This window comes from Sphaerochaeta pleomorpha str. Grapes (assembly GCF_000236685.1).
GTDB classification, from domain to species: domain Bacteria; phylum Spirochaetota; class Spirochaetia; order Sphaerochaetales; family Sphaerochaetaceae; genus Sphaerochaeta; species Sphaerochaeta pleomorpha.
In genome coordinates this window covers 2,298,412-2,311,801 of sequence record NC_016633.1, presented here as the reverse complement: position 1 = coordinate 2,311,801, position 13,390 = coordinate 2,298,412, and the positions used below count along the sequence as shown (strand labels likewise).

Sequence of the window (13,390 nt, the reverse complement as noted above, 5' to 3'; positions counted from 1 at the left end):
ACGCTCAAACTGTCAATAATCGCTGTAAAACTCTCTGGAGGCAAGGGGATTCGAACCCCTGACCCTCGGCTTGCAAAGCCGATGCTCTAGCCAGCTGAGCTATGCCCCCGACGCACTTGGACAAAAGAGGGAGGGAAGGATTCGAAGATTTCGGCATGCGCACCCAAATGGGCGTCTTGTTCGCAGGATTTTCGCCTGCTGGCCAACGGCCTTGGATTGCGGTCCGCGGCTGTGAGGGCCTCGGACCTGCCTTTCTTTGTAGAAAGGAGGTGATCCAGCCGCACCTTCCGGTACGGCTACCTTGTTACGACTTCACCCCCCTCACCAGGCGTACCTTCGGAACCGCCCCCCCTTGCGGGTTGGGCTGGCGACTTCGGGTACCCCCGACTCGGATGGTGTGACGGGCGGTGTGTACAAGGCCCGGGAACGTATTCACCGCGCCATGCTGATGCGCGATTACTAGCGATTCCAACTTCATGGAGTCGAGTTGCAGACTCCAATCCGTACTGGGACCGGCTTTAAGCGATTCGCTCCGCCTCGCGGCCTCGCTGCGCTCTGTACCGGCCATTGTAGCACGTGTGTGGCCCAGGGCATAAGGGCCATGATGACTTGACGTCGTCCCCACCTTCCTCCGGTTTGTCACCGGCAGTTCCGCCTGAGTCCCCACCTTTACGTGGTGGTAACAGGCAGCAGGGGTTGCGCTCGTTGCGGGACTTAACCCAACACTTCACAGCACGAGCTGACGACAGCCATGCAGCACCTGTATACCGGCTGCAAGCAGCTATGCCCTTTCAGGCATATTCCGGTATATGTCAAGCCCTGGTAAGGTTTCTCGCGTACCATCGAATTAAACCACATGCTCCACCGCTTGTGCGGGCCCCCGTCAATTCCTTTGAGTTTCACCCTTGCGAGCATACTCCCCAGGCGGTACACTTAATGCGTTAGCTTCGGTACCGAGGGTCAACCCCCCGCCACCTGGTGTACATCGTTTACTGTGCGGACTACCAGGGTATCTAAACCTGTTTGCTCCCCGCACCTTCGCGTCTCAGCGTCAATACATGGCCAGATGCCTGCCTTCGCCATTGGTGTTCTTCCAGATATCTACAGATTTCACCCCTACACCTGGAATTCCGGCATCCCCTCCTGTATTCAAGCCCTGCAGTTTCCAGCGCGTCTCCCCGGTTGAGCCGGGGCCTTTCACGCCAGACTGGCAGGGCCGCCTGCACGCCCTTTACGCCCAATGATTCCGAACAACGCTCGCCCCCTACGTGTTACCGCGGCTGCTGGCACGTAGTTAGCCGGGGCTTATTCCGGGATTCACGTCATCCCGCGGCCATTACCTGCCACGGTTATTCCCCCTCCCGAAAAGAACTTTACAACCTCACGGCCTTCATCGTTCACGCGGCGTCGCTCCGTCAGGCTTTCGCCCATTGCGGAAGATCCTTAGCTGCTGCCTCCCGTAGGAGTCTGGACCGTGTCTCAGTTCCAATGTGGCCGATCACCCTCTCAGGCCGGCTACCCATCGTCGCCACGGTGGGCCTTTACCCCGCCGTCTAGCTAATGGGCCGCGGACTCATCCCCCGGCGGCGCCGAAGCGCCTTTCCCCGGGGCCCCCTGCGGGGCCCCGCTCGTATCCGGTATTATCCCAGGTTTCCCAAGGCTATCCCGGACCGGGGGGCAGATTGTCCACGTGTTACTCACCCGTCCGCCGCTCTAGGGGCCCGAAGGCCCTTGCCGCTCGACTTGCATGCTTAAAACGCGCCGCCAGCGTTCGTTCTGAGCCAGGATCAAACTCTCCGTCATAGGAATACGGGGCCGAAGCCCCGCAGCTATTACTTCGATAGTCTGCCCTGTCTTTTCTCGCAAACGAACGTAGCTTCTTTCATCTACTGTTCATCATTTCGAATTGACTGGGAAGCCCACTTGTGGTGCTTCCGCTTCTATCTTCGTTTCCTTCCCTTCGCTCGTTGTTTCATAAATCGTTAGCATGCCCGGCTTTACCGGTGCCTCTTGCTGTGCCCCATCGCTGAGGCGCTCGGTTAACATACCAGATTTTTCACTTCCCAGTCAAGCCTTCCCAGGCTTTTTCTTTTCCGTGTTCCAACCGTTCCGTCTACCGCACAAGAAGGCACTATATACGGCATGCTCACTATTGTCCACAGGGTTCGTGAAAATAATCACGTATTTTTACTTTTCCCACCTACTCAGCCTTAAAGAAGGAACAAACCTCCACATTACCCCAATAGTATCGGCTACACCCCTGATTGCATGAAGATGAATATCTATGCTTGAAAAGTTTGCAGACAGCAATACAGGAAATCAGTAAGCTGAAACCCTCGATATTCGCAGATAGCATAAGGACAGACATCGATAAAAGAAGCTCTATCCAATCCATCTGCAACATTACCGCATATATATAGTGGAATTCGGGAAAAACCACTGAGTGAGTCTTCACCTAGTTACCAGACTATCGAAATTTCCTTTTGCCTGCTTTATAAAGGCTATGGAATTTTCTCTCTCTTGCATCTAAAAAAGAATACGGTTTCAGGTTTACAACCAGAATGGCTTAAAGGCTTGTAAAATGTCAGACATTATTGCAGTAATACGTTTTCGTCGCTAATATCTTTGTTTCCTTCCAGGTCATCTGCAATGCAGCAAGATCCGGTTTTGAATTGCTTTCTTTCTGTGCAACAAAAGCAAGAATATGTACATACTTGATGGTCGCAGGAATAGCAATAAGTCCCATGGAAATACAGAAGCCTTTCACTACGAGAAAAACTCAAATATAACAGGGATCATACAGTATTCCCCCCTGACACCTATACGTATCAGGAGGTTCGTGTTCATATATTTGTTTCATACCAGATTTAAATTTAAACTAAGAACTTTTTTCAGAAACGATGTTATCGTATATATTTTCCCCAACTAAGCAGGGAATCAGATAGGGGTGCATTTTTTTGTGTGCTTCATTTCCAAACATGCAGTTCAGCTTAGATTGAAAATACTCTGCGACCTGCATCCGAGAGAACCTTGCAAAGGCCTATGAAACCATAGTTCGACGTTTACTGCCGAACCCTTCAAAACATAAGAAGGCCCTTGGAATTGAATTCTTGGACTGTTTCCGTACCTGGGGTGAACTGAAGACGTTGTCGGTTGAGACAAAAAAATCGTGAAGTAAAAATCAATACCGACTTTTTTCCAACCTTTTTTTAAACTACCCAGAAACAACAAAAGCGCACCGAAGTGCGCTCCTGCAATATATGAACCTCACCCCACAGGGGGCAAAAGGGCAAAGAAAAGGCCCGGCGGCTACCTACTCTCCCACGGACGAACCGTAGTACCATCGGCGTGAGAGTGCTTGACTTCCGTGTTCGGGATGGGAACGGGTATATCCACTCTGCTATGGCCACCGGGCCGGCCAACGCCTGGTAGCCTGAGCATGGAGCTCGGGCGACCGGCCTTGGCGGTCCCGCGGGGGACTGGAACGATGATATGGTCAAGCCTCACGGATGATTAGTACCGGTCGGCTGAACGCATTGCTGCGCTTACACCTCCGGCCTATCGAACAGGTCATCTCCCTGTTTCCTTCAGCCCGCATCGAGTGCGGGGGGGATGTCTCATCTTGGGGAGGGCTTCCCGCTTAGATGCTTTCAGCGGTTATCCCTTCCGAACGTGGCTACCCAGCGGATGCCGTTGGCACGACAACTGGTACACCAGAGGTTCGTCCACTTCGGTCCTCTCGTACTAAAAGCAGAACCCCTCAGACATCCAACGCCCATGGCAGATAGGGACCGAACTGTCTCACGACGTTCTGAACCCAGCTCGCGTACCGCTTTAATTGGCGAACAGCCAAACCCTTGGGACCTGCTCCAGCCCCAGGATGCGATGAGCCGACATCGAGGTGCCAAACCTTGCCGTCGATATGAACTCTTGGGCAAGATCAGCCTGTTATCCCCGGAGTACCTTTTATCCGTTAAGTGACGGCGCTTCCACGCGCTACCGCCAGATCACTAAGACCTACTTTCGTACCTGCTCGGCTTGTTTGCCTCGCAGTCAAGCCACCTTGTGCCTTTACACTTGCCGGATGATTCCCAACCATCCTAAGGTGACCGTCGCGCGCCTCCGTTACTCTTTGGGAGGCGACCGCCCCAGTCAAACTTCCCGCCTGGCACTGTCCCCGGCCCGGATTACGGGTCGGGTTAGAAAATTGGAAAGGGAAGGGTGGTATTTCACCAGCGGCTCCGCACAGCCTGACGGCCATGCCTCGCGGCCTCCCACCTATCCTACACATCCCTGTCCAAGTCTCCATGCCAAGTTGAAGTAAAGGTTCACGGGGTCTTTCCGTCTAACCACGGGTACCAGGCATCTTCACCTGGACTTCAATTTCACCGGATTTCGCGTTGAGACAGCGCCCATATCGTTACACCATTCGTGCGGGTCGGAACTTACCCGACAAGGAATTTCGCTACCTTAGGACCGTTATAGTTACGGCCGCCGTTTACTGGGGCTTGGATTCGCTGCTTCGATCGCTCTGACAACTCCTCTTGACCTTCCAGCACCGGGCAGGTGTCAGTCCATATACTTCCCATTGCTGGTTCGCATGGACCTGTGTTTTTGGTAAACAGTCGCATGGGCCGTTTCACTGCAACCCCCTTACGGGGGCCATACTTATCCCGAAGTTACGTATGCATTTTGCCGAGTTCCTTAACGCGAATTCTTCCGTGCGCCTGCGCATTCTCAGCTCGCCCACCTGTGTCGGTTTATAGTACGGGCCCCCAGAGCCTAACCTTAGGGACTGTTTCTCGGCACGACGACTACGCGCACTTCGGCCTGCCTAGACAGGCCTCGCTCACGGCTCGCCTCGGCACCCGGATTTGCCTGGGTGCCTCGACGGCTCGCCGCTTCGACAGGGACTACCGTCGCCCTGCTGCGTTTCGCCCTATGCGTCGTCCCAATCGGAACTCTGGGAGGTGCTGGGATGTTGACCAGCTTCCCATCGACTACGGCTCTCGCCCTCGCCTTAGGGGCCGACTAACCCTTGGGTAGATTACCTTTACCCTGGAAACCTTAGGCTTTCGGCGGACGGGGATCTCACCCGTCTTTTCGTTACTCATGCCTGCATTCTCACTTCCGTCCCGTCCACGGGGGCTTCCGCCCCCGCTTCTTCCGTACACGGAATGCTCTCCTACCGACAGCATCTAGTGCTGTCCCGCGGCTTCGGTGGCGTGCTTAGCCCCGTTACATTATCGGCGCATGACTACTCGACCAGTGAGCTATTACGCACTCTTTGAAGGGGTTGCTGCTTCTGAGCCAACCTCCTGGCTGTCTGTGCAATCATACTTCCTTTCCCACTTGGCACGCCTTTGGGACCTTAGCCGGCGGTCTGGGCTGTTTCCCTCTTGACGACGGCCCTTATCAGTCGCCGTCTGACTGCTGCATATTGTATCGCGGTATTCGGAGTTTGGTTAAGCTCGGTACCCAGTGACGGGCCCTCACCTATCCAGTGCTCTACCTCCGCGACAGTCCCTGCAACGCTAGCCCTAAAGCTATTTCGGAGAGTACCAGCTATTTCCAAGTTTGTTTAGTCTTTCGCTCCGAGCCACAGCTCATCCCAACCCTTTTCAGCGGATTTAGGTTCGGCCCTCCACAGGATTTCACTCCTGCTTCAGCCTGGCCATGGCTAGATCACTTGGCTTCGGGTCTACCGCACGCGACTGAACGCCCTGTTCAGACTCGGTTTCCCTGCGGCTCCGGGACTCCTATCCCTTAACCTTGCCGCATACGGTAACTCGCAGGCTCATTCTACAAAAGGCACGCCATCACCCTTCCGGGCTTTGACCGCTTGTAGGTCCACGGTTTCAGGTTCTCTTTCACTCCCCTCCCGGGGTCCTTTTCACCTTTCCCTCACGGTACTATGCGCTATCGGTAGCTGCCGAGTATTTAGCCTTGGAGGGTGGTCCCCCCAGATTCCGGCAGGATTTCTCGTGTCCCGCCGTACTCAGGTTGCGCGGCCATGCAGCCGGAGGCGTTTCGCGTACGGGGCTTTCACCCGCTCTGGCCGGCCTTCCCAGGACCGTTCCGCTACGCTTCCGGTTTCTTACTGCACGGGGCAAAGCCCCCGCCGCACCCCTACAACCCCGCGCACCCGAAGGCACGCGGTTTGGGCTCCTCCCCGTTCGCTCGCCGCTACTGGGGGAATCTCGTTTGATTTCTACTCCCGCTGGTACTTAGATGGTTCACTCCCCAGCGTATACCGCATGCACACTATTTTGTTCATGTGCATGCGAATGTCATCAGGACATTCGGGTTACCCCATTCGGAAATCCGCGGATCAAAGGGTATTGGCCCCTCCCCGCGGCTTATCGCAGCTTATCGCGTCCTTCCTCGCCTGGCAGCTCCTAGGCATCCTCCGTGGACCCTAATTTCACTTGACCATATCATTCTTCCAATCCCTACGCTTATATCGACTTACTATTGCTAGCTTGTACACTGTAAAAAAACCAGTTGCCATTGCAACTGAATTGGGACTGATAAGACTTGAACTTATGACCTCGTGCTTATCAGGCACGCGCTCTAACCACCTGAGCTACAGTCCCGATTGACAGAAATATCAGAGAAGAGAAGAGATTAGGAAACATTAGGGAATTTGTTTGCAGGACTCTCACCTGCTGGCCAACGGCCTTGGATTGCGGTCCGCGGCTGTGAGGGCCTCGGACCTGCCTTTCTTTGTAGAAAGGAGGTGATCCAGCCGCACCTTCCGGTACGGCTACCTTGTTACGACTTCACCCCCCTCACCAGGCGTACCTTCGGAACCGCCCCCCCTTGCGGGTTGGGCTGGCGACTTCGGGTACCCCCGACTCGGATGGTGTGACGGGCGGTGTGTACAAGGCCCGGGAACGTATTCACCGCGCCATGCTGATGCGCGATTACTAGCGATTCCAACTTCATGGAGTCGAGTTGCAGACTCCAATCCGTACTGGGACCGGCTTTAAGCGATTCGCTCCGCCTCGCGGCCTCGCTGCGCTCTGTACCGGCCATTGTAGCACGTGTGTGGCCCAGGGCATAAGGGCCATGATGACTTGACGTCGTCCCCACCTTCCTCCGGTTTGTCACCGGCAGTTCCGCCTGAGTCCCCACCTTTACGTGGTGGTAACAGGCAGCAGGGGTTGCGCTCGTTGCGGGACTTAACCCAACACTTCACAGCACGAGCTGACGACAGCCATGCAGCACCTGTATACCGGCTGCAAGCAGCTATGCCCTTTCAGGCATATTCCGGTATATGTCAAGCCCTGGTAAGGTTTCTCGCGTACCATCGAATTAAACCACATGCTCCACCGCTTGTGCGGGCCCCCGTCAATTCCTTTGAGTTTCACCCTTGCGAGCATACTCCCCAGGCGGTACACTTAATGCGTTAGCTTCGGTACCGAGGGTCAACCCCCCGCCACCTGGTGTACATCGTTTACTGTGCGGACTACCAGGGTATCTAAACCTGTTTGCTCCCCGCACCTTCGCGTCTCAGCGTCAATACATGGCCAGATGCCTGCCTTCGCCATTGGTGTTCTTCCAGATATCTACAGATTTCACCCCTACACCTGGAATTCCGGCATCCCCTCCTGTATTCAAGCCCTGCAGTTTCCAGCGCGTCTCCCCGGTTGAGCCGGGGCCTTTCACGCCAGACTGGCAGGGCCGCCTGCACGCCCTTTACGCCCAATGATTCCGAACAACGCTCGCCCCCTACGTGTTACCGCGGCTGCTGGCACGTAGTTAGCCGGGGCTTATTCCGGGATTCACGTCATCCCGCGGCCATTACCTGCCACGGTTATTCCCCCTCCCGAAAAGAACTTTACAACCTCACGGCCTTCATCGTTCACGCGGCGTCGCTCCGTCAGGCTTTCGCCCATTGCGGAAGATCCTTAGCTGCTGCCTCCCGTAGGAGTCTGGACCGTGTCTCAGTTCCAATGTGGCCGATCACCCTCTCAGGCCGGCTACCCATCGTCGCCACGGTGGGCCTTTACCCCGCCGTCTAGCTAATGGGCCGCGGACTCATCCCCCGGCGGCGCCGAAGCGCCTTTCCCCGGGGCCCCCTGCGGGGCCCCGCTCGTATCCGGTATTATCCCAGGTTTCCCAAGGCTATCCCGGACCGGGGGGCAGATTGTCCACGTGTTACTCACCCGTCCGCCGCTCTAGGGGCCCGAAGGCCCTTGCCGCTCGACTTGCATGCTTAAAACGCGCCGCCAGCGTTCGTTCTGAGCCAGGATCAAACTCTCCGTCATAGGAATACGGGGCCGAAGCCCCGCAGCTATTACTTCGATAGTCTGCCCTGTCTTTTCTCGCAAACGAACGTAGCTTCTTTCATCTACTGTTCATCATTTCGAATTGACTAGGAAGCCCTAATGCTTCCATGAAAGCTTTCGCTTTCACGCTCGATCAACAGCCGTTACCGGCAATCATCTTCGCGTATATCTTCTCTTCTCTTCTCTCATATATCTGTAAAAAATCTACTTGCTGAACAAACTGTGTTGCTCAGCGTGCTTCGATAACATATCAAAATAGGCCCTCTAGTGTCAAGTGAACTTTGTAAAGAAATTGACATTTATTCATTTTTCGCAGCAATCAAGGCAGCTGCAATCTGACTAAACCCTTTACCTCCATGATAATGTGACACATAGACAGGAAATTCGGTAATTTCAGCTTTATGGTCCAATACATTCCCAACCCCAAAAGACAGGGGAATATATGAAAACATAACCTGATCATTGGGGGCATCACCACAATAACAGCAGACCTTTTTCAAAGTTTCTGCATCGATACCAAGGATATCCTTAAAAAAAGAAATCGTCCCCTCTCTTTTATCATACTGCCCAAACCATGCATTTACATGAATGGAACTCACCGCAGTAGCAGCACCATGCCTGCGACAGACAGCAACCACTGCCTCAATCTGGTCTTTATCCAAATACGGAGGCTCGCTGCCATGGTCGAAGGCAATATCATACAACCTTGCAAACTGGTCACTGGAGAGTTTCGACCCGGGAACTTCTGCAAGCACCGCTTCTATCAGTTTCCTGCAACGTTCCTGATACCCCTGTTGAACGATCGAAGGATGTACATATCGCTTGATAACCTTCCGCTCACGATAGAGACAAACTGCCCCGCTCTCGCTTAACACAGCTTCTATTGGCCATTGGCGGAGATACGTATCACCCCACCCTGCAGACCCACCAGTCACACAGATTACCTTGAACCCATTTTCACTAAGATCATATAGCGCCTGCAGAGCCTCTGGCCTCAATTTACCATTGGTGGTAATCGTATCGTCTACATCAGTAAGCACATATTCCAAAGGCCCTACTTCACTGGGAGAAAGAAAAGAAAGGTCCCGCAGCGTAGCGGAACCCTGAGAAAAAACCGAATTATCCATACCTTATCCTATTTAGTCATTGTTGAGAGACTTCCATCCCTCAAAATAGCTTTGATGTACGTCAAGAATGATGCAACGGAAGCAAGGGCTGCAAGGGAAAACAACACGGTAAGAACAACACCGATGGGGCCAAGCCAATCGGGGGAAGAGAACCAGCGATCGAAAGCAATGTACAGTATTCCAGCCGCTCCACTTACCGCATAGAGTACAGCCTTGCTCTTGCCCCAGATATTAGCAGGGACCGGCTTACCTTTTCCCATCATCAACATCCGGACAAAGATAATCGAGAACTCACGCCACATAATGACTATGAAAGCCCAGGCTGGCATGATCCCTACCATCATCAGGCAGACAAAATAGGTCAGTCGGGAAAACGTATCGGCAAAAGGATCCATCACTTTTCCCAGGTCGGTTACAAGATGATATTTACGAGCAATTATGCCATCCAGCAAATCGGTCAGTTCAGTCATTGCAAGCAATACAATAGTAAGGACAGAGGACAACGTACCAAACCTTGGGCCGAACCACAGAGGAAGGCTAAAAGCAAGGAAAAACAAGGGGGCCATAATCAGGCGAGAAACGGTAAGCTTATTCGGGATATTCATGGACTTCCTTTTTTAGCCGAACAAACGGCTGAATTTGTTATCAAGGTACTTGGTGAACAGAATCGCGTCAAGCCTTTTTCCTGTGACCCCATGCAACAAATCAACAGGCCTATAGAGAGAGCCTTTCTTATAAATCTCTCCATTCAGGTAGGCTCCGATTTCCTTCAAATTACCTTTTCTAAGCAATACATCACTATCCAGATCAGAATTCAACTTCTCCCAGATCTGTGCACCATATAGATTTCCCAGTGCATAGGTAGGGAAATAACCAAAATCCGCGCCACTCCAATGAACATCTTGCAAAGCACCTTCGCGACAGGTCTTGGGGACTATCCCAAGCAATTCTTCCGATTTCCGGTTCCAGGCTTGGGGGACATCGTCCAAGGAAAGTGACCCATCCAACATTGCCTGTTCCAGCTCAAACCGCAATATGACATGCAAGCTATAGCTTACTTCGTCAGCATTTGTCCGGATATATCCGGGGGCAACCCTGTTGATTGCCTTCACAAAATGCTCAAATCCAATTCCTTCAAGCTGGGAGGGGAAGGTCTTTTTGAAAAGAGGGAAATAATGAACCCAGAAAGCCTCGCTCCTGCCAATCATATTCTCCCAGAGCCGGCTTTGCGATTCATGCATTCCCATCGAGGCCCCATTGGCTATGCTCGTTCCTTTCTGCCTGCCCTTCGACGCTCCCATTTCATAGAGGGCATGCCCGCCTTCGTGCACAGAAGAATAGAAAGAATCCATGACACTAGGGTCGGTATACCTTGTCGTGATACGAATATCATCGCTTCCCAGTGTCGAGGTAAACGGATGGACAGAGACAGCACGGCTACCCCTGGTAAAATCAAAACCCATATCAGAGAGCACTTGGAAGGCAAAGCCTTCCTGCTTGTCAATCGGATACTCTTTAAACAGGAATGAATTATCTACATTGAGATCGGCTTGCTTTTTCACCAGCGAAACCAAAGAAGGCTTCACGCTGTCAAAAAGAGCCTTGACCGTTGCAGTCTTCATACCCTGTTCATAGTCATCCAGCAACACATCATATTGCGAGGAACCCTCCTTGGCAAAGCAGGCAGCCTTTTCCCTGGTTAAATCGACCAAGGTCTGGAGCTCGGGCTTGAACAGGTTCCAATCATCCTGCTTCCTTGCTTCAACCCAGCTTTCATGGGCTACGGACGTAGCCTCGCTGAGTTTCCGGACCAAAGAGACCGGAAGATTCCGTTCTTTCTCATAAAATCGGAACCTGATCCGTATCAAGGCTTTCTCAAAGTCATCTTGCCCATCCCCTTCCAGATGATCGGCATCAGCACCAAGTTGGGATAAGATGTCACCCATCTCATTGCCGCAGGCAAGTTCATGGAATTCAGAGGAAAGCCAGCCCATCTGCCTCGCCCGTTCGTCAAGGCCTTTCTTTGAAGCGGCGATTTCCTGGTCCCAGGAAAGTACAGACTCAATATGTTCAAGCATCACCAAATGACGGTCCATCTCCTCAAGCTTTTCAATAGCTTGTTTTTTTGTCATGGAAACCTCCAAAAAGGCAAAAGCCGGAAAACTCCCGGCTTTTACCTGTCACAGTTCAATATCTGCAAGCGTAGGCAAAAACCCTGACTTACAACTGTTCCCTGCTGGCAACTTTCGCTTTCACTGCGGCAATGAAAGCCTCTGTAGCCAAACCATTGTCCTGCTTACCGTTACGGTAACGTACAGACACCTGGTCATTCTGCTCTTCCCGCTCACCGATAATCATCATATAGGGAATCTTCATCTGCTGAGCTGAGCGAATCTTGGCATTCATCCTATCATCACCCAGATCACAGCTCACCCGGAATCCCTCCGAACGGAGACGAGCCTCAACCTTTTTAGCATAGTCAAAGAACGTTTCCCCGACAGGGATTACCCTGATCTGCTCAGGAGCCAACCATGGGGGGAAAGCCCCTGCGTAATGCTCGACGAGAACCCCGAAGAACCTCTCGATGGACCCCAAGAGAGCCCTATGAATCATATAAGGTTGTTTTTCGACACCATCGCGGTCTACAAAGGTCATATGGAAACGTTCCGGGAGATTAAAGTCAAACTGTACGGTCGAAAGCTGCCATTCACGACCAATGGCGTCTTTGATTTTCAAGTCAATCTTTGGCCCGTAGAAAGCTCCGCCGCCTTCGTCCACCTCATAGCTCAAGCCTTCGGCGACAATAGCCTTACGAAGGGCTTCGGTTGCATCGTCCCATCGGGAAGGATCCCCAACTGCCTTTTCAGGCCGGGTGGACAGATATGCCTTAATCTCTTGGAATCCAAAGGAATGAAGCATATGCAAAGAGAAGCGCAACACTTCCTTGATTTCCTCGTCCATCTGCTCGGGAGTGACAAACAAATGTGCATCATCCTGGGTAAAACCACGGACTCGCATCAATCCGTGCATCGCCCCGGCCTTTTCATATCGATATACGGTTCCGAGTTCAGCCCAACGGAATGGAAGGTCTCGATAGGACCGCTTGCTATTCTTATAAATCATGATATGGAACGGACAGTTCATGGGTTTTACATAATAATCACTCTTGTCCATCTCCATCTTGGGGTACATGCCTTCCTTGTAGAAATCCAAGTGGCCACTGGTTTCCCAGAGCCAGGATTTTCCGACATGCGGGGTATATACCATCTCATACCCATTGGTATAGTGCTCTTTGCGCCAGAAATCCTCGATGGCAAGACGAACCCTGGCCCCCATTGGATGCCAGTAGACAAGGCCGGGACCCGCTTCTTCATGCAGGCTGAACAAATCGAGTTCCTTGCCAAGCTTACGATGGTCTCTCTTTTCGACATCCTCAAGATGCTGAAGATAGAGACGCAAATCTTTTGCATTGGCCCAGGCAGTACCATAGATGCGGGTAAGCATAGGATTTGTTTCCTTACCCCTCCAATAGGCGCCGGCAATGCTCATAAGTTTGAAGGAATCACCACGCAATTCCTTGGTAGATTCAACATGGGGGCCCCTGCACAGGTCGGTAAAACCACCTTGGTTATATAAGGAAACCTCATCACCCTCGGGAATTGCATCTATCAATTCGAGCTTGTATGTCTGCCCAGCAAAGACTGCCTTGGCCTCTTCGCGGCTAACAACCGTACGGACAAATTTTTTGTCTTCGCTGATGATGTTTTTCATTCTGGTTGAAATCTCTTCCAGATCATCGCTAACCAGTGCCCTTGGCAAATCGAAATCATAGTAGAAGCCATTCTCAATCGAAGGCCCGATGGCAATCTGTGCAGATGGGAACATCTCAAGCACAGCCTCAGCCATTACATGGGCCATTGAGTGGCGAATCTTCGCGAGTTTTTCATCTCCCGCTTCCTGTTTAGCCAT

The 13,390-nt window shown here is 52.5% G+C and carries 4 protein-coding genes, 2 tRNA genes and 4 rRNA genes; all 10 read right to left on the bottom strand.

What is annotated here, in order from left to right; all coding sequences use genetic code 11:
- Positions 1–35: 35 nt before the first annotated feature.
- Positions 36–109: transfer RNA gene (locus SPIGRAPES_RS10480), tRNA-Ala, on the bottom strand.
- Between the two features lie 153 nt (positions 110–262).
- A 16S ribosomal RNA gene (locus SPIGRAPES_RS10475) occupies positions 263–1,803 on the bottom strand.
- Positions 1,804–3,300: 1,497 nt separating this feature from the next.
- Positions 3,301–3,414 (bottom strand): 5S ribosomal RNA (gene rrf, locus SPIGRAPES_RS10470).
- Positions 3,415–3,492: 78 nt separating this feature from the next.
- Positions 3,493–6,434: ribosomal RNA gene (locus SPIGRAPES_RS10465) — 23S ribosomal RNA — on the bottom strand.
- An 88-nt stretch (positions 6,435–6,522) separates the two neighbouring features.
- A tRNA-Ile gene (locus SPIGRAPES_RS10460) sits at positions 6,523–6,596 on the bottom strand.
- 136 nt (positions 6,597–6,732) lie between these two features.
- Positions 6,733–8,273: ribosomal RNA gene (locus tag SPIGRAPES_RS10455) — 16S ribosomal RNA — on the bottom strand.
- Together the 16S, 23S and 5S rRNA genes with 2 tRNA genes alongside form the textbook arrangement of a ribosomal RNA operon.
- 320 nt (positions 8,274–8,593) lie before the next feature.
- Positions 8,594–9,421, bottom strand: coding sequence for an HAD family hydrolase (locus SPIGRAPES_RS10450; RefSeq protein ID WP_014270725.1), 828 nt, complete (start codon positions 9,419–9,421; stop codon positions 8,594–8,596).
- An 8-nt stretch (positions 9,422–9,429) separates the two neighbouring features.
- Entirely contained in the window at positions 9,430–10,026 is a 597-nt protein-coding gene (gene pgsA, locus SPIGRAPES_RS10445; RefSeq protein ID WP_014270724.1) for a CDP-diacylglycerol--glycerol-3-phosphate 3-phosphatidyltransferase, read from the bottom strand.
- A gap of 12 nt (positions 10,027–10,038) precedes the next feature.
- Positions 10,039–11,553 (bottom strand): carboxypeptidase M32, encoded by a 1,515-nt coding sequence (locus SPIGRAPES_RS10440; protein ID WP_014270723.1) that lies wholly within the window; start codon positions 11,551–11,553, stop codon positions 10,039–10,041.
- Positions 11,554–11,641: 88 nt separating this feature from the next.
- A complete protein-coding gene (thrS, locus tag SPIGRAPES_RS10435) occupies positions 11,642–13,390 on the bottom strand; it encodes a threonine--tRNA ligase (protein WP_014270722.1) in 1,749 nt (582 codons plus the stop codon).